The 18,037-nt window shown below is 59.9% G+C and carries 16 protein-coding genes; 6 read left to right on the top strand and 10 right to left on the bottom strand.

Going from position 1 to position 18,037, the window contains the following annotated elements:
* Positions 1-30: 30 nt before the first annotated feature.
* The 4 genes from O0882_RS26895 to O0882_RS26880 form a co-directional block, all read right to left on the bottom strand.
* Positions 31-1,086 (bottom strand): bifunctional nicotinamide-nucleotide adenylyltransferase/Nudix hydroxylase, encoded by a 1,056-nt coding sequence (locus O0882_RS26895; protein ID WP_289952982.1) that lies wholly within the window; start codon positions 1,084-1,086, stop codon positions 31-33.
* Positions 1,083-2,798, bottom strand: coding sequence for an NAD+ synthase (locus O0882_RS26890; RefSeq protein ID WP_289952980.1), 1,716 nt, complete (start codon positions 2,796-2,798; stop codon positions 1,083-1,085). Before O0882_RS26890 ends, O0882_RS26895 begins: the two co-directional genes overlap by 4 nt.
* A gap of 93 nt (positions 2,799-2,891) precedes the next feature.
* Complete coding sequence (locus O0882_RS26885; RefSeq protein ID WP_289952978.1) at positions 2,892-3,404, bottom strand: ClbS/DfsB family four-helix bundle protein; 513 nt, start codon at positions 3,402-3,404, stop codon at positions 2,892-2,894.
* Entirely contained in the window at positions 3,404-4,048 is a 645-nt protein-coding gene (locus tag O0882_RS26880; RefSeq protein ID WP_289952976.1) for a metalloregulator ArsR/SmtB family transcription factor, read from the bottom strand. Before O0882_RS26880 ends, O0882_RS26885 begins: the two co-directional genes overlap by 1 nt.
* 63 nt (positions 4,049-4,111) lie before the next feature.
* On the opposite strand from O0882_RS26880, the gene O0882_RS26875 reads away from it, so the two are divergent.
* On the top strand, positions 4,112-4,600 hold the full coding sequence (locus tag O0882_RS26875; RefSeq protein WP_289952974.1) for a DUF2938 domain-containing protein: 489 nt from the start codon (positions 4,112-4,114) through the stop codon (positions 4,598-4,600).
* On the opposite strand, the gene O0882_RS26870 is transcribed toward O0882_RS26875, so the two are convergent.
* Positions 4,601-7,072, bottom strand: a complete 2,472-nt coding sequence (locus tag O0882_RS26870) for a DUF3772 domain-containing protein (RefSeq protein ID WP_289952972.1) — start codon at positions 7,070-7,072, stop codon at positions 4,601-4,603.
* A gap of 314 nt (positions 7,073-7,386) precedes the next feature.
* On the opposite strand from O0882_RS26870, the gene O0882_RS26865 reads away from it, so the two are divergent.
* The 4 genes from O0882_RS26865 to O0882_RS26850 all read left to right on the top strand — a co-directional run bounded on the left by O0882_RS26865 (position 7,387) and on the right by O0882_RS26850 (position 11,049).
* Positions 7,387-7,716: a helix-turn-helix transcriptional regulator gene (locus tag O0882_RS26865; protein ID WP_141171234.1), complete on the top strand. Its 330-nt coding sequence runs from the start codon at positions 7,387-7,389 to the stop codon at positions 7,714-7,716.
* Positions 7,703-8,947 carry a HipA domain-containing protein gene (locus O0882_RS26860; RefSeq protein WP_289952968.1) on the top strand — a complete coding sequence of 415 codons (1,245 nt, stop codon included), beginning with the start codon at positions 7,703-7,705 and terminating at the stop codon, positions 8,945-8,947. Before O0882_RS26865 ends, O0882_RS26860 begins: the two co-directional genes overlap by 14 nt.
* 178 nt (positions 8,948-9,125) lie before the next feature.
* Complete coding sequence (locus tag O0882_RS26855; protein WP_289952966.1) at positions 9,126-10,067, top strand: DKNYY domain-containing protein; 942 nt, start codon at positions 9,126-9,128, stop codon at positions 10,065-10,067.
* Positions 10,068-10,185: 118 nt separating this feature from the next.
* Entirely contained in the window at positions 10,186-11,049 is an 864-nt protein-coding gene (locus tag O0882_RS26850) for a hypothetical protein (RefSeq protein WP_289952964.1), read from the top strand.
* A gap of 217 nt (positions 11,050-11,266) precedes the next feature.
* On the opposite strand, the gene O0882_RS26845 is transcribed toward O0882_RS26850, so the two are convergent.
* From O0882_RS26845 to msuE, 3 genes are all read right to left on the bottom strand, one after another.
* The gene (locus O0882_RS26845) at positions 11,267-12,292 is read right to left on the bottom strand and encodes a methionine synthase (protein ID WP_289952962.1); all 1,026 of its coding nucleotides are present in this window, start codon (positions 12,290-12,292) and stop codon (positions 11,267-11,269) included.
* Between the two features lie 23 nt (positions 12,293-12,315).
* The gene (locus tag O0882_RS26840) at positions 12,316-13,296 is read right to left on the bottom strand and encodes a DUF1852 domain-containing protein (RefSeq protein ID WP_289952960.1); all 981 of its coding nucleotides are present in this window, start codon (positions 13,294-13,296) and stop codon (positions 12,316-12,318) included.
* 66 nt (positions 13,297-13,362) lie between these two features.
* Complete coding sequence (gene msuE, locus O0882_RS26835; protein ID WP_289952958.1) at positions 13,363-13,944, bottom strand: FMN reductase; 582 nt, start codon at positions 13,942-13,944, stop codon at positions 13,363-13,365.
* Positions 13,945-14,071: 127 nt separating this feature from the next.
* Here msuE and O0882_RS26830 point away from each other — a divergent pair, with 127 nt between their 5' ends.
* Positions 14,072-14,971, top strand: a complete 900-nt coding sequence (locus O0882_RS26830; RefSeq protein ID WP_289952956.1) for a LysR family transcriptional regulator — start codon at positions 14,072-14,074, stop codon at positions 14,969-14,971.
* A gap of 795 nt (positions 14,972-15,766) precedes the next feature.
* Here O0882_RS26830 and O0882_RS26825 read toward each other — a convergent pair.
* On the bottom strand, positions 15,767-16,414 hold the full coding sequence (locus O0882_RS26825; protein WP_289952954.1) for a hypothetical protein: 648 nt from the start codon (positions 16,412-16,414) through the stop codon (positions 15,767-15,769).
* Positions 16,414-17,610, bottom strand: a complete 1,197-nt coding sequence (locus tag O0882_RS26820) for an AAA family ATPase (protein ID WP_289952952.1) — start codon at positions 17,608-17,610, stop codon at positions 16,414-16,416. Before O0882_RS26820 ends, O0882_RS26825 begins: the two co-directional genes overlap by 1 nt.
* Between the last annotated feature and the right edge of the window lie 427 nt (positions 17,611-18,037).

Genomic DNA, 18,037 nt, shown 5'->3' with positions numbered 1-18,037 from the left:
CCGCCGGGCGCTGCGGGCTTCCCTTGTCCGTCAGCGCCCCTCGTGCGTAAGCTTGAGGAAATGGTTCAGGATATGAAAGTGGTCTTCGAAGAATTGCTCTTCCATGGCCGGCAGCGAGGCCACGGGCACCCACTGCGCCAGCGCCGCATCGTCGGCCGCCGTCACGGCCGGCAGCTGGCGCGTCTTCAGGTCGAAATAATGCGCATGCGTGATGGTGCGTCCGCGCTGGCTGCGGTCCGGGTGGTCGAACACGGCCACGCCGACCAGCGCCTCGACGAGGGTGGGCGCCAGTACGCCCAGCTGGGTTTCTTCCGCCAGTTCGCGCAGGGCCCCCTGCAGCAGGCGTTCGCGCGGCTCCAGGAAGCCGCCGGGCAAGGCCCACAAACCCTTGCCCGGATAGCCGCCACGGCGCACCAGTAAAACGTGGCCGCCCGTCTGCACCAGTGCGTCCACGGTGCAAAAGATGGGCGCATACGGCGCCATGCGCCAGCGCGCCTTGTACGCCTCGATGGCGCGATATTCCTGCACCAGCGGCGCGTACCACGGCAGCAAGGTCCACGCTTTGACATACTGGCCGATGGCCGCCGGCAGCAGCTGCGCCACGGCGCTCAGCGACACATCCACGTCTTCGGCTTCGAACAGCACGTTGCGGATCGCCGTCGCGCCGATGGGCGCGCCGGGATCGATCTCCAGGTTCAGCAGCTGCCAATGGGGAAAGTGGTGCAGGTAATAACTGGTGGCGTCCTTGAAGCAAGCCACCAGGGTCACACGTTGCGCTGCGGGCACGGCGCCCGCCACGGCGCGCCGCACGGCATCGGCCCACAGGCCATCGTCGTAGTAATCGCGCACGGCCACGTAATGCACGCGCGCGCGCTGCCCCTCGGGCAACGTCGCGGCGATCATGGCGGCCCGCTCCTGCCACGTAAACGGGTTCTTCGGGCTGCGTGCATGGAAGGCGGAACCGAGCACCACCACCACCTGGGTGGCGGTGGCCAGCGCCTTCTGCAGCAAGCCGGCATGGCCATTGTGAAAAGGCTGGAAGCGGCCGATCAGGATGGCCGCATCGGCGGAATAGGCGAGGGTCATGCGTCGTCTCCGGTAGGGTAATGGGCGGCGATCGGCAATTGGCGCCCGCTGCCAAAGGCGCGCGAACGCACGCGGATGATGGGCGCCGCCTGGCGCCGTTTATACTCGTTGCGGGCGACCATGCCGAGGATGCGCGTCACCAGCGCGCGCCCCTCGTCCGTCTCGCGCAGCTGGTCGACCAGGGTCAGTGCTTGCGCGCTTTCCTGCGCCGGCAAACGCCGTCCCTCGATATGCCACTTCAAAATTTCATCGAGCACGGGGTAGGGCGGCAAGCTGTCCGTGTCGCGCTGGCCCGGCGCCAGTTCCGCCGACGGGGGTTTATCGAGCACGGCGGCGGGGATCAGTGCGCGCCCGGCGCTGGCGTTGAGGTGGCGCGACAGGGCGAACACCTCGGTTTTATACAGGTCGCCGATCAACCCCAGCCCCCCATTCGTGTCGCCATACAGGGTGCAGTAGCCCACCGAGATTTCGCTCTTGTTGCCGGTGGTGAGCAGCAGGGCGCCGAAGGCATTCGAGTACTCCATCAGGATCGTGCCGCGCACCCGCGCCTGCAGGTTTTCCAGCGGCAGCCCCTGCAGCTTGCCGTCGAATGCCCCCGCGTAGCCGGCCTCGTACTGCGCCACGATGTCGCGGATCGGATGCGTGGTCAGGGCGATGCCCAGGTTGGCGCACAGGGCGACGGAATCGGTGACGGAGCCGGCGCTGGAAAAGACGGACGGCATGGTGATGCCCACCACGTTGTCGGCGCCGAGCGCCTCGACGGCCAGGGCCAGGGTCAGCGCCGAATCGATGCCGCCCGAGCAGCCGACCACCACTTTCGTAAAGCGGCAGCGGCGCGCGTAGTCGCGCAAACCGAGCACGATCTGGCGCCGCGCAAACTCCACGGCGGGGAGGCCGTCCGGGTCCGGTACGGGAAACGCCGCGCCATCGGTACGGCTAAAACGGCCATCGGCAAAGCGCAGCAATTGAAAATCTTCGACGAAGCGGGCCGCCTCGAATTGCACGCCATCGGTCGGCGAGAGGGCGAACGAGGCGCCGTCGAACACGAGTTGATCCTGGCCGCCCACCTGGTTGACGAAGAGCAGGGGCAAGTTGACACGTGCGCAGGCGGCGCCAAACACGGCGTGGCGCTGCGCGCGCTTGCCGATGTCGGACGGGCTGGCGTTGATGCTGACGACCAGGTCGGGTCGCGCCGCATGCAAGGCCTCGAAAGGGTTGACGGCGTAGGCACGGCCATCGTCGTTCCAGCCATCCTCGCAAATCATGAAGCCGACCTTGCAGCCAGCGATGGATAAGGTGCAGGCGCCGGGCGGGCCCGGCTCGAAATGGCGGCCCTCGTCGAAGATGCCATACGTGGGCAGCAGCTGCTTGTAGTATTCGGCCACGATCTGCCCGTCACGGATGGCCAGCAAGGCGTTATACAGGGGCTTGCCGACGCCGGGGTTGGGCCGCGCCGTGCCGATGACGGTGACGAGTTCCGGCCAGCGCGTGGACGCCTGCAACAGGGTATCGAGCGCCTGCTGCATGGCGCGCAGGAAGGCGGCATCCTCGAACAGGTCGCCCGGGTAATACGCGCACAGCGACAGTTCGGGACACACCAGCAGATCGTCGCCATCCTCGCTGGCGCGCTGCATGCACGCAGTGATGGCGGCGACATTGGCGTCGAAGTCGCCCACGGTGGGATTCATCTGGGCGAGGGCGATGGTCAGCATGGCGATCCTTCAGATAGTTACGCGTGAAACCACTATCCTGCCTGAAAAATTTTCTGAGCGTACTGAGATAATCGTGCAAGCGCGCAGGAGCCACTACAAGGTCTTGAGCCAGGCCCGCAAGCGCGTGCGCGCATTCGCATACGGCGACGATGTATTGAACTGGATCATGCGCCCCATCGTGTAATGCGTGTACCAGGGCTGGCCATACAATTGCGCATCGTCATGCGCGTTGATCAGCGCCAGCAGCTGGTCTTTCGCCTGCTCCAGGCGTTGCAGCAAGTCGTCCATGTCCAGTTCAGCATGGTCCGCATAGAAGCGCTGCGCCAGGGCGCCCAGAGCGTTCCACGTGAAACCTTCGGCGGGAAAGGCGATGTCCTCGATGCGTTTGCCGTCGCGCAGCTGCGCGTGCCAATGCAGGACCAGCTCGTTCCAGCCCACCAGGTAGGCAAGCAGATCGCACACGCTCATGCGCGTGCCCTTCACTTGCCCTTCCAGTACGGGATCGCGCGCCAAGGCCGGTGGCACGCGCGCCAGCTCCTGCGTCAGCTTGGCGTACGTGGTGGTAATCGCTTCGACCAGTTCCTGCTTGCTGTTCGGGATCGCCATCACGCCGCCTGCACGACAGGCAAGCCGGCCGCCTGCCAGTCGTCGTAACCGCTGCCGAGACGGCGCGCATGCAAGCCGTGCTGGCGCAAGGCGGCCACGGCTTGCACGGACAGCACGCAATACGGGCCGCGGCAGTAGGCGGCGATTTCTGCGTTCGCGGGCAATTCGCCGAGGCGGCGCTGCAAGTCATCAAAGGGAATATTGATCGCACCAGGCAAGTGCCCGGCGGCAAATTCCTGCGCGGGACGCACGTCGAGCACGGTGATGCTGGCTTCCTGCAAGCGCGACAGCAACTCGTCGCCCGTGATCGCTTCCACGTGGTCGCCCCGGCTCAGGGCCTGCAATTCGCTGCGCTGATGCTGCGCATACAGCTCCAGCGCGGCCAGCAGCTGCACGATGGGGCCGCTACCGAGCCGGTACAGCACGCGCTTGCCGTCGCGCCGCGCCTGCACGAAGCCGGCGCGCCGCAGCTGCTGCAAATGCTGGGAGGTATTCGCCACGGACAGGCCCGTCAACTCCACCAGCTGCTCCACCGCAAATTCGCCCTGCGCGATCTGCCCGAGCAGGTGCAGACGCGGCGCGCTGCCTAAAATATGGGCAAACGCGGCGGAACCGGTGAGCAATTCAATATCAGCATTTTTCATTGACACGATGCTAGCACCCTTATAACATTCAAGCAATCTATTGAATGTTATAAGGTGATAACGATGCAAATACTCTGGCTCGATGCGCTGGCGATCGGCGTGGGCGCGACGGCGGTGATGGATGTGTGGGCGGTGGCCTTGAAGCGCTTCTGGTGCATCCCCTCGCTGAACCTGGCGATGGTGGGACGCTGGCTGGGCCATCTGCCACGCGGCACCTTGAGCCACCTCAACATCGCCCAGGCGGCGCCCGTACGCGACGAGGCTGTGCTGGGCTGGACCGCCCATTACGTGATCGGCGTGCTGTTTGCGGCCGTGCTGCTGGCGCTAGTGGGACAGGAGTGGGTGCGCCAGCCGACGTTCGCGCCGGCGCTGCTGGCGGGCCTGGTGAGCGTGGCCGCGCCGTTTTGCATCTTGCAGCCGGGCATGGGCGCCGGCATCGCCGCCAGCAAGACGCCGCATCCGACCGCTGCCCGCCTGCGCAGCCTGATGGCCCACACGGCGTTCGGCATCGGCCTGTACCTGGCGGCGCTGCTGTGGTCGACCGTGCGCTGACTAACTCGTCAGCGGCGGCACGGGTGCGGGCGCCACCGTCGGTGCGGGTACAGCCGCCGAGATGGCCGGCGACTCCGGCTGCGCCGGCACGGTGCTCAGCACCATCGTGCTGGGCTTGGCAATCGCGATATGCGCCTCGTCCAGGCGCTTGAGCAGCTCGAACAGCAGGGCGCTGCGGATGCCCGACGACAGGCGCGGCGACGAGGCATAGCCGGTGGCGTTGAACAGCAACAGGCCGTTGTCTATGCCGTCGAGCTGCACGCTGGGCGCCGGCGTGTCGAGCACGTCAGGATTATCGACAAAGGTGGACAGGATCAGCGCGCGCGCCGCCTGCGCATCCGTGCCCAGCGGCAGCGGCAGTTTGACTTGCACCAGGCCCAGGGGATTGGCCAGGGTCACGTTGCGCACCGTCTTGGTGATGAATTCCGAGTTCGGCACGATCACCGTGGAGCGGTCGCCCAGTTGAATTTCCGTGGCGCGCACATTGATGCGGCGAATGTCGCCCTCCACGCCGCCGAGCGAGACCCAGTCGCCCACTTTCACAGGGCGCTCGGCCAGCAGGATCAGGCCGGAAACGAAGTTCTGCACCACGGCCTGCAAGCCAAAACCGATACCCACCGACAAGGCCGACGCCACCCACGCGATGCGTTCCAGGCCGATGCCGGCCGCCGACAGGGCCAGCGCCACGGCCAGCACGCCGCCGATGTAGCCGAACAGGGTGATGAACGACACTTGCATGCCCGTATCGAGATTGGTGGTCGGCAAATAACTGTTTTGCAGCCAGCGCTTGAACAGGCCCAGCGCGATAAAGCCGACAACCAGCACCAGCAGGGCCTGGATCAGCGCGGCAGGGCGGATCGCCACTTCGCCGATGGCCAGGCCATCCTGCAGCTTGCCGACGCGCTGGAACAGCTCGCCCGGACCTTCACCGAACGGCGCCAGCAGCAGCATCAGGGCCAGCAGCACGACGATGGCGCGGCCGATGCCCGACAACAACACGGCCGCCTGGTCGCGCGCCTTGGGCGTGGCCAGCACGGGATGGGCGGCATCCGGCGGCGGCGGCGTGGAGGCCAGCAGCATGCAGATATCATCGACCAGCACCGTCAGCAGATAGGTGCTGCCCACCACCACGATGACCCAGGCGATTTGCTTGGCGATAAAACTGCCGAAGGCCACATAGCCGACCAGCAAACTGATGACGCTCGACGCCAGCGCCAGCCACAGCAGCACCGTGACGCAGCGCAGCCACAGCGGCGTGACCAGGGTGGCGGGATCGGCCTCGCGCAACAGGCGCCAGCAGCGCTCGGCGCGCATCAGGCCATAGGCGATGGTCGTGCTCATCACCAGGGCGACGATGCAATTGACGGCCACGGCCGTCGACAAGCCCGCATTGATGACGATGGTGACGCGCTCCGTGGCCCACACCAGCACCACGATGAAGGCAAACGTCGACGGAAAATGGCGCAAGCGGTGCGCCAGCGCGTCGGGCAGGGGCAGCAAACGCCACGACACGCGCCAGGGCGACAGCAGCGCGTGGCCCAGGCCCGCCGTAAAACCGGCAAAACAGATGATGCCGATCAAGCTGCTGAGGAAAGTCGAGGTTTTTTCAGACAGGCCGCCATCCCAGCGCAAACCCATGGCCAGCAATTCAGCCACCAGGCCCGGCGTGGCCGCCGCCAGCACCAGCACGGCCAGCGCATGCAAGGAGCGGCGCAAGCGGCCATGCGGCACGCGCGTGGCCGTGAGCACCAGCAGATAACGCGAAGCCCAGACGCTGGCGCCGATCACGGCCAGGATACCGGCCAGCAAGCCGCCCCAGGCCGACCACGGCGTGGCGCTGGCCGCATTCGCCAATTCCAGCTCCAGCGCCCGCAGGCGCTGCAAGTTCTGCGGCAATTCCGCATGCAGCTGTTTCCAGAATGAGCCGGCGAGTATCGACGCCGTGCGCTCGCCCAGGCGCGCCTGCAACTGCGCGCGGCGCACCGTCGACACTTGCTCGGACGCCTGCGTCGCTTCCACGGCCAGCAGGCGCGCCAGTTTGACTTGCGCATCGAGCGCGCTGCTGGTGCGGTCCAGTTGGCTGCGCTGCGCCGCCACGTCGGGCGCATCTTTTACGCCCGCCGCCGGCTTGCCCAGCTCGGCCAGCCGCGCCTGCACGCTGGACAGCGTCGGCGCGAGCGCATCGGCCACCTTGTCCGCTTCGGCGCTGGCCGCCAGCGCATCGGCACGCATCTGCGACAGGGCCGCATCATCGAGCTCGGCCTCGCCATCGAGCGCCTTCTGGATGGTCGTAATTTGCTTGCGCAAGCCATCGAGGCGCTGGTCGGCCGTGGCGGCATCGTCGACGGGCTGCGACCAGGCCGGTGGCGCCGATAACGAGCACGCCAGCAGCAGGCTCAATAGCAGCGGCAATAGCCAGCCGCGCCAGGGCTGGCGCGGGGAAGAAAAATGGGGGGTACGGAATAAAATCATGCGGTCCTATCGGCCAGGTCAATACGGGTGAAAGCGAGACAGCATCGCGCCAGCAGGCGCTGCGGCAAAGAGCAGCGGCGGGCGATGGGTGTTACGGGAGTTGCTTAACTGTACGGCAAACAGCGACAGCCTAGCGCACTCCTGCGATAGATGGCGAAAATTTTCGTGCGGCAAGAAACTGAGGAATATAGATGAACATAAAATTGTATTTATAACGCTTAAGTTCAATTTTATGTTTATATATCATGAAACATTAACAAACATATTCTTTCAATTAAGGACTACAATATAAAAAATATGTTCACTTTCATATCATGACAAAACGTGCCCGCCCGGAAGACGCCATGCCGACGCTCGTCAACGAGCGGCTCAGGATATGGGGCCAGTGCGTGCGCAAGCAGCGGGTGCAGCAAAACATCACGGCACGCGACCTGTGTGCCCGCCTCGACATTTCGCATCCCACCCTGCAGCGCATGGAACGGGGCGAAGCGTCCGTCAACGTGGGCTTGTTCCTGGCCGCCTTCCACGTACTCGGCATCCTCGCCATCACGGCGCCTGAACCCGACGTGGCGCTGTGGCAAATGGACAGCCCCAACATCCGCAGCCGCCCCGCCTTGAACGAGGGCGACGATGGCTACTTCTAGCCGTCCCTTATTTGTCTATCTGCAGCGGCCCGACAACGGCGCGTGGGTAGTGGTGGGCCGCTATGTGCTCGATGCGCAGACCGGCATCGGCAGCTTTCTGTACGCGCCCAGCTATGCCGATGCAGGCTTGTCCTGGAGCATCGATCCCGTCAATCTGCCTTTCATTCCCGGCATGGAACACCTGGCGCGCCGCTATGGCGGCCTGCATGATGTGCTGCGCGACGCGAGTCCGGATTCCTGGGGGCAGATGCTGATACGCCGCGAACACCAGCTGGGCGAAAAAGCCACGGCGATCCAGTTCTTGCGCCTGTCCGGCAACGGCGACCGCTGGGGTGCGCTGGCCGTGGGCGATACGCCCAAACCGAACATTGCCAAGCTGGCCAGCCCCAGGCTACATCAGCTTGACGCACTGGTGCAGGAACTGTTGGCCATCGCGGACAGCCGGCCGCCACTCAATGCGCCCTTGCGCAAGCGCCTGTTCGCAACCCCGAGCATGGGCGGCGCACGGCCGAAGGCCACGGTGCAGGACGGTGAAGATTACTGGCTGGTGAAACCGGGACTGATGACCGATACGGTCGACCTGGCACTACTGGAACATGCAACGATGCAATGGGGCAAGGCGGCCGGCCTGCGTTTCGCCGACACGCGCCACCATGCGTTGACGGCCGAACGCAGCGTCGTGCGCATCCTGCGTTACGACCGGCGCGGTGCGCAACGCGTCATGACGGTCAGTGCCGCTTCGCTGCTGCAAGTGCAATATCCGCCGGTGGACGCGGCCGACAGCGATGACGCCAGCTATCCCCGCCTGGCCGAGGAGCTCCGGCGCATCGGCGCGCCACCGGAAGACGCCATCGAGCTGTTCGGCCGCATGGTCTTCAACGGCGTCGTCGGCAACAACGACGACCATCCGCGCAACCACGCCGTGCTGTTCCACCTGGATGAACAGCGCTGGCGCCTCTCGCCCGCGTTCGATGTTGTGCCGGATACGGAAGACGACCCACAAACGCTGGTCATGCAAGTGAGCGCCGGCCGCCGCGACATCACGCGCGACGCCATGCTGCGCGATCACACCCGTTTCGGCTTCGCCACGCGCCAGCAGGCGGAGGAGTATCTCGATGCCTTGCTGGTGCGCATCGCGGACGCTTTTGCGCAAGTGGCGCCGCTGCTGAACGCAGCCTTGCGGGCACGGATGGTGGAGCGCTTGCGGGGGATGCTGGTGCGGCTGGCTTAGGCATAAGGCGGTTTATGCCGTCAGCAGTGTTCATGACGGATGTCAACTTACCGGCTTTCAGCATCCAGTAAGCTGCGGATATGGACATGCTCAGCGAACTCATATGCTACAGACAAGCTCCCACCTTGCTCGCACGAGTGTGTGCATCCATGGAAAAAAGCACCAGTGATAGAGAAGTGTGCGCCAGAGAAAAAGCAGCGATTACCATCCAGAATATCAAGATCAGTACCCTGGCACAGTGATTTGGCAAAATATATCAAAGTTCATTGTTGGCTTGGGCATTGTGCTCATGCTGGCGTTCCTGGCGGCAGCTGGCCGAATGATGAATCCGGTTAAAACATGCACGGTTAGCTGGGTTGACGAAGAAAACCGTCTTATCGAGGGTCTTTTCAGTAGCTGTCCGGCTACGCTGCATACGCGTTCGTTCGGCGGCCTGAACTATACGCAGTTTGGAAATTCGATCTACCGCGTCCACCGTGTTGTGCAGAGAATACCTGGTGAGCTGTTACGGCCACGTGTGTCAGAGTTGCTCCTGTTTCAAAAATATATTGATGGCCCCGTCGACTTTGAAACGCTGGCGGCCCTTCCCGGCAACGATTCCTTTCTCAGCGATGGCACGAACCAGTTCGTACACGGGCGCCGCCTGTCACTGACTCCACCTCTCGATTTTGAAAAAATAAAACCCGTCCCACCAAAAACATCGATGCACTACACGAGTTTCCATACCGATGGCACCTGGGTCTTGCACAGGGATCAGCCTATCCCAGGTGCTGATGCAGCGACGTTTCACGAATTGCTGGTACTTAGAAAGGATGGCCTTGCCATATCGTCGGGTGGGTTGGAAGAGTTAGCTGCAGACAATCATGCAGCGTATTACGGCGGCCAAAAAATTAAAGGCGCCGATCCGGCAACCATCAATGTCATTGCTTACTGGTCCAGTGAAGATGCTCCACCTAGTGTCACAGTGCAAGAACCAGATGGTTCGATTGTCTTCGACCGTCGCCATGCTTGGCGCGTCACTCTCGCCGGAATCGAGCGTATCGACGTTTCTGAAACACAGTTAAAAGCGCTACGCGCGGATTTGCAGCAAGCCCGTTCGGCTGCCGCCATTGGCTGGTAGGGGACATCTAAATTCATTAGATCCTGATCAAACGATAACGATAACGGGAACGTCAGATGTCAGAGCGACAGAGATCACCTCACCAGTGAACGAAAAAAGTCTCACTATGGGAGCAAATATGCGCAATGCTGTCGGTCTGCAAGCTTACTTCTGGCTATCCTTGATTGCTGCATTCGTCGCTGGATATATCCTCCCGTTCCAATTGAAAGATCATTACACAGGCATGTTCCTGATCTTTACCGTGGCGCCCGCTATCTGGTTGACAACGCTATTGGTGAATTTGATATTGATTGCAAGAACCCGGGGAGAGGTATTCTGGAAGCTGATGCTACTTGGCCTGCTGGCTTTCGCGGGATGCTCTGTTTGGGCCATCTTTGGCCCCAAGGATTTTGAAATTGCCGCTCGCAAGCGCGAGGTGGCATTTGAGCGTGTGGCAGGTTCCTACCTCTTCATGGTCAACAAGGGGGAATACCGCAATGCAGAGATAGTTTTCCTGGAGGCGGTCAATGCAAATGCATCCGATTTTCCCAACAAGGCTGTATGCGTGGCTGCAGAAAAAGCAAGTCTGCAAGGATTGGCGTTCACCATCAAACTGCAAAAAAGGCTAAAGGAACAGCTTGCGCGCCAAGACGAACAGCCTTGCCGGGCAATTTCCTGGGCCATTGAAAATGGCGCCATACAGGTTGCGCGAACGGCGATTGATAGCGGTGAAGTATTCGGCATGTGGGCGCTGCAGGCGATAGTATCCACAGATTGTTGCCTTGAGAAAAAAACGCTCACTGAAGCGCAGCGGATATCCTTCTACGAACTGGCTCTGCAACATGGACAGGTACCGCGCGAACTGATGCCATCGTTTCTCGCCACTGCAGAGCGTCAGCAATCGATGCGACTGGCTGCGGTGATTAAGAAAGGGATTGAGGAGATTAGCGACCGTCCCGATGCAGAGAACATGGTCATGGGAGCCAGCACGGATAAGCGCTAAATGGAGCTGACGAAGGTTTAATGTTCGGGGCAAGATTTAATTGGTGGCAAACTCATTTGCGGATATTTTCATCGTCTGGCGCAATGCCCTGCGGGGTTTACCCGCAGGGCCAGGTACACACTTGCATCGTGCACCTGATGTGATTATCAATAAAGTTGCACACACTGTGCTCAGTACGGCAAGGCAAAACGCACCTGCTCAGTATGTCACCCGCCTGCTAGGAGAGTTCTCCGCGGATGATTTCTGCGCCGGCGCTGAGCGCATGCAATTTTCCTCGTGCCACCCGACGAGACAAGGGCGCCATGCCACAGTTGGTGCTCGGGTAGAGCTTGTCGGCATCGACAAAGCGCAGCGCCTTGCGCAGGGTGTCGGCCACTTCCTCCGGCGTTTCAATGGTATTGCTTGCCACGTCGATGGCCCCGACCATCACTTTTTTGCCACGAATGAGTTCAATCAGGTCAATCGGCACACGCGAGTTGTGGCATTCCAGCGAGATGATGTCGATATTCGATTGCTGCAGCTTGGGGAACGATTCTTCATATTGGCGCCACTCGGAGCCCAGCGTATTTTTCCAGTCGGTATTGGCCTTGATGCCGTAGCCATAGCAAATGTGCACGGCCGTTTCGCATTTGAGCCCTTCGATCGCCCTTTCCAGGGTGGCGATTCCCCAATCATTGACCTCATCAAAGAACACATTGAATGCGGGTTCGTCAAACTGGATGATGTCGACGCCGGCCGCCTCCAGTTCCCTGGCTTCCTGATTGAGGATCTTGGCGAATTCCCAGGCCAGCTTTTCGCGGCTTTTATAGTGGCTGTCATACAGTGTATCGATCATCGTCATGGGACCCGGCAGGGCCCACTTAATCGGCTGCGTGGTTTGCTGGCGCAGGAATTTGGCGTCTTCCACAAACACCGGCTTGGTGCGGCTGACGGCGCCCACGACGGTCGGCACGCTCGCATCGTAGCGGTCACGAATTCTGACGGTCTCGCGCTTGTCGAAATCGACGCCGCTCAGATGCTCGATAAACGTGGTGACGAAATGCTGGCGGGTTTGCTCGCCGTCACTGACGATATCGATGCCTGCCTGCTGCTGCTCCTGCAGTGACAAACGTAAGGCATCTTGTTTGCCTTCGATTAATTCCTCGTCCTGTAATTTCCACGGCGACCAGAGTTTTTCAGGCTGTGCCAGCCAGGAAGGTTTGGGCAAGCTGCCGGCGGTGGAAGTAGGCAATAATTTTTTCATGATAGTGATTTCGTATATTGTGATTAAGCAGAGAGCGTGGTGGCAGTCCATTGTTCAAGAATATTCTTGTATGGCTTGATGAAGTGCTCTTCCGTATATTTGCCCTGCTTGACAGCCAGCTGGCTGCGCTCTTCGCGGTCATAGACAATTTGCGTCAATGAATAATCCTGATTCTTCAGGCTGGGCTGATAGCATTTCCCCGCCGCGGAATTGGCATTGTAAATTTCGGGCCGATAAATCTTTTGGAATGTCTCCATCGTGCTGATGGTGCCGATCAGCTCAAGATTGCTGTAGTCGCCCAGCAGGTCGCCGATAAAATAAAACGCCAGCGGTGCAGCACTGTTTGGCGGCATGAAATAGCGCACTTGCATCCCCATTTTCTCGAAATATGCATCCGTCGAGGAGAACTCATTTTGTTGATACTCGACACCCAGGATGGGGTGCTGGTTTTCAGTGCGCTGATAGGTCTTGCTGCTCGAGGCGCTGAGGCAGATCACCGGCGCCTTGCGGAAGCGCGCTTTGTAGGCATCTGATTTGACAAAGTGCTTGAACAGCTTTCCATGAAAATCGCCAAAGTTCTCTGGCGTGCTGAATGTGGATTGATTATCGTTGTGCTCTGGCAGCAGCACGCTGAAGTCGTAATCGCGCACGTAGGAAGAGAAGTTATTACCGGCGATGCCGTCGATGCGCTCTCCGGTTTTTTTATCGAGGATATTCGGCTTCAATATCTCGATCAGTGGAATATTCGCGCCTGCGGCATCCATATTCAACGCGACGGAAATGATTTCAAGTTCGACGGCGTAGCGGTCTGCCTTCGGGTTGTCCCAATGCGCCAGGTTGTTGAAGCGGTTGGCTATCATTTTCAGTGTGTTGCGCAAGTTCTCCTGGCGACGCTCGCCCCTGGCCAGATTGGCAAAGTTGGTCGTCAGGCGCGTGCTGTCCGATGGGTGATAGTTTTCATCGAAAACAATGCTCTTGATGCTGAATGCAAAATCTTGGCTCATGGTGATCTGGTGTCCTGTTTGCTGCGAAAAGATGAATATGTTGCTTGCTCAGCGTGGGAATGCGTATCAGGCCGAGACCAGCTCTTCAGCGGTGGCCGATTGCGCCTGGCGCGTCAAGCCGAGCAAGGGCAATGCCCGTTGGACCGCCAGCGTGGCGCGCTGGATCAGGGCCGCGTTGTGCAGCCGGTAGTCGAGGAAATCCTGGTCGGTCGCATAGACGCCCAGCGGCAAGGTGCGTGCCTGGAAAAAGCTGAACAGCGGCCGCAACTGGTGGTCGATCATCAGGGCATGGCGCTCGCTGCCGCCGGTGGCCGCCAGCAAGACGGGCTTGTCGATCAGGGCATCCTGATCAATGAAGTCGAAGAAGTGCTTGAACAGTCCCGTGTACGCGCCGCGATAGACCGGTGTGGCCACCACCAGGATGTCGGCTTGCTCGACCGCAAGCAGTTCCCGCTCCACCGTGTCGGGCAGGTGGGAGCGCCAAGTCGCGCCGGCGAACTGCGGGGCCAGCTGGCCCAGTTCGACCAGGCGTTGTTCGCACAGCACTTCATCGGCGATCAGGTCCATCAGGTGCTCTGCCAGGGCTGCCGCCTTGGAAGGACGTTGCAGGCCGCCGGAGACGGCGACTAAGCGCAATGGACGTGTCATGTTTGCTTTCATAGGGAGTGATGCGCGAGGGCGAAGAATGCCAACAGCAAGAGGATGGATGATAGCGGGGGGAATCGATGAAGTATAATGGTCTTATTTCATACATCCATGAACTTGGCTCATTCAAATGCTTGAACGCATCCACCTCAGCATCGTCCAGCAGGTCGAAAAACAAGGCTCGTTGACGGCCGCCGCAGGCGTGCTGCACCTGACCCAGTCGGCCCTGAGCCACAGCATGAAGAAGCTGGAGCAGCAACTGGGCACCGACGTCTGGCTGCGCGAAGGGCGCAACCTGCGCCTGACGCAGGCCGGCCAGTATCTGCTGGCGGTGGCGAACCGGGTGCTGCCGCAACTGGACCTGGCCGAAGAGCGCCTGGGGCAATTCGCGCAGGGCGAGCGCGGTGCGCTGCGCATCGGCATGGAATGCCACCCTTGCTACCAGTGGCTGCTCAAAATAGTTTCCCCGTATCTGGCTGCCTGGCCCGACGTGGATGTGGACGTCAAGCAGAAGTTCCAGTTCGGCGGGATCGGCGCGCTGTTCGGCTACGAGATCGACCTGCTGGTCACGCCCGACCCGCTGTACAAGCCGGGGCTGACATTCGAACCCGTGTTCGACTACGAGCAGGTGCTCGTCGTGGCCAAGGGCCATGCCCTGGCGTCGGCGGCGTATGTGAAGCCGCAGCAGCTGACCCAGGAAGTGCTCATCAGCTACCCCGTGGACATCGAGCGCCTGGACATCTACAACCAGTTCCTCTTGCCGGCCGGTGTCACGCCCAAGCGCCACAAAGCCATCGAAACGACCGATATCATGCTGCAGATGGTGGCCAGCGGCCGCGGCGTGGCCGCCCTGCCGCGCTGGCTGGTCGAGGAATACGCGGCCAAGATGGACGTGGTGCCGGTGCGCCTGGGCGCGCGCGGCATTGCCAAGCAGATCTTCCTGGGGGCACGCGAGACGGACACCGCCATCGACTACGTGCGGGCCTTCATCGCACTGGCGCGCCAGCCGGCCATGGCGCAAGAAAGCTAAGCTCCTTGCCAACCTCGCGTTACCTGGCACTGCCCTGCGAACCCTGATGCCTGCAGTGACAGCACCGGAGACAGACCGGGCACGTGGACTACGTTTCCCGGAAATGAGAACGCCACCCGGAGGTGGCGTTTATTCTTGCTGGCCCGGGGCGCAATCGAAGCACCGGCACCAGGATTGTCAATCCTGTGTAACCAAACAATAGAAGCACTTTCTCCGCAGGCTCCAAATTCGCGCTGTCCCTTATTTTATAAGGGATAGCGGCGCATTCATCTTCTCATCGCCCCCCCTCAACAGGTTCGACCAAAAGCGGGATTTCCCGTTTACGAAGTCTGGACAAATAATCCCTACCAAATTCAGTGCTGGAGCGGCTCCGCAGCCCGAGGCGGCAAAAAATATTATCATTCCCGCCGCGTCCGGGACAGCCCACCTGCAGCCACTATTGGGGACATTTACGAAGCTCAATTAGTCGAAGTCTCTGAGTATGTCCAAAGCGAAGAGCGTGCGATTTGGATACTTGCAAGTCAACTCGTCGACGCAATGAGAAGTTTGCCGCGTTTTCGTGCATTTCAAAAAAAACTTGACGGGCCTTTCTTGCCCCGATAGCGCCCCCAACACCGCGTGTTTGAATGTCTCCCGGGCAGCGAATCCCGAAGGTGATCTCTGCTAGGTCAAGTGGAGAGTCTGCCTCACCTTTTGGACCGAGTCGTCTCCACTTTTTTTCGTATCCCCAGTCTTTTGCCTTGCGGAGAAAAACTGCAGTATTTACATGAGCGGGGAAGGGCTCCACCGGTTGTGCTATTGCCCGTGAGCCGCCGCGATTTGACGCGCTTCCGCGACCGACTCGCTCTGGCTGCCGGGAGCTGCGTGCGAGACTCCCTGTGCGGCATCGAAACTGTCGATTTCCAAGCCCTTCAAATCGAAATAATCGTAAGTGTACTGGCCTTTGGGATTCGAAGAAATGAGCGTGTACTTGACCATATACTTGGTATTGACCTGGCGCGCATCGCGGCACAGATGCTGGTCCCATTGGTCGAAATTGGGGTGGAGAAGCTGATAATTGCTACCCGCGGTGAAGCTGGCTGTATTTATCTTGTTGACTACGAAGCCGTCGTCCTCTCCTTTGTATTGCATGTTGCAGCGCTTGCAGGAGATAGACAAATTCCATGTCGCGAAGCTGTACTGTTTATAGGTAGCCTTCCCTTTGGGCAGAATGTGTTCGCGGTCGATCATGAAGTGTCCGGCGCCGTGAAGTATTGTCCGGCAATAGCAACACGTATCGCCGTGACGGGCAAGGTGGTGTGCCCGTATTTTGGTCTTGACGCTTTTAATCAGTTCATTGTCTTCATCCCAGGGTTTTGCTTTTGCCAGCGCCGCGGTGACCGCGCTCTGTTCGTCGGGCGTCAGTACCAACGTTGTCATCGCAGGAGTGTAGGCGTCGTCCATCAATCGCCTCCCCGCGCTATCCGCTGCGCCTTGCGTTGTTCTACCGTCTTGACCAGCTCAGCGATAGCGTTGAAGAATTCATCCTGTCGGGGGTCGAAGCTTCGGGCTTTCATATGCTGAAGCATCGCCGTTATGTCGCCTTTCGTGATCTCGTCGCGTTCGAAGCGGTTGATCGCTTCAACCACCTCCTCGCTAATGAAGTGGTTCGCTGGGGTCACGACGTCGAACGCCTTCCAAAGGACTGCTTCAATGCTGGTTTCCCCGCTGTCTAAGTTTTGTAGCCGTAATCGCTGTGGTTCACTCCGCTGCATTTGGAAAACCGAAACGAGATTATTATGCGCCATCAACGCGCCAGTCACCACCAAGGGCGAGTGGGTTGCGATGATCACCGAGATATTGCGGTAGGTGAGTGCCGCAAGAACTTTGTCTACATAGGCTCGCTGCCAACTAGGGTGCAAACTATTTTCCGGTTCATCAATTAGTACGATGGAATTGGGTTCCACTTCGGCTGTCAGAAACAGGAGAGATGAAATCAACGACAGTTCTCCGGAGCTCGCGTTGTGCACTTCAAAGGGGCCGGAACGCTCACCTTTATCTACGTACACCTGTATACCCTTTAACACCTTGAGCTTGGTGAGCACCGCTTCGGTACGAAGCACCGAGGCGATCTCACGCTGTAAGGCGAACTCATACACTTGGGCCTTTTCATCCACCCAATGAATTTCTTTAGCCGGCCAGCGCCCTAGGAAATCCATCGCCCGGGAAAAGTCCTCACGCTGTTCAGGGGATGTAAGGAATGAGTCCAGGTTGCCACCGGTTTCGACGAAATCGTTCAGTGCATCGGGACGAAACCCTTGCTTGCGGAAACCGAATCGCGGCTGGTACTGGCAGTACTCCATTAAAGCCCTGATTTGGTAAAACGCAGAATTGTCGCGGTCGAGTGTACTTGCCAAGGCCGCCTTTATGACGGATTTCGGCGATTTGCCGATCCGGCCAACGGCAAAGCGCTTCGCATTGCGCAGGCTATTCAGTCGGAGTGACAATGTGTTCGACACAACGCAGACCGGGCGTCGGTCTTGGTAGTGTTTGCCGATTTTTTCGAGGAATCTGCTCTTTCCCGATCCGTTCGGTCCGACCAGAATGGCCACAGCATCATCACCCGCGTTGGCATCGTTAAATCCTAACTGTCTTAACATCGTTTTTAATCCGTTATTTTCTTCGGTACGCCTGTCGGTTCGTCCCCATGCTGGACTATCGACAGCGCTTTAGCGTAAGCAGGACGATAGCAAAACTGTGCACACAGGAAACTCACCGAATGTCACATGGGAGATATGTGTTCGGCAGCCGACCATACATCTTTAGATATTTCCAGCAACGCAAATTTGTTTGATAGAATCGCAATATCAAGAAGCATCAACAGCGGTGTGCAGCTTAGCTTAGCAGCACTGATTTTGTCCAAATACGCACGCGATGGGTCTGTAGTGTCGGCATGCCGGCAATTGAGGTACCCTGACTTTTTCGGACACTCTAGTTTGGTAAACTTCACCAACTGGAGAACTTATGACACGTTCAAAAACCTATACACCGGAGCTTCGGGAAGAAGCGGTAAAACTGGTCCTGACA

The sequence above is a fragment of the Janthinobacterium sp. SUN073 genome (assembly GCF_030397665.1).
Classification (GTDB): Bacteria; Pseudomonadota; Gammaproteobacteria; order Burkholderiales; family Burkholderiaceae_D; genus Janthinobacterium.
This window is presented reverse-complemented; position numbering and strand designations above follow the sequence as displayed.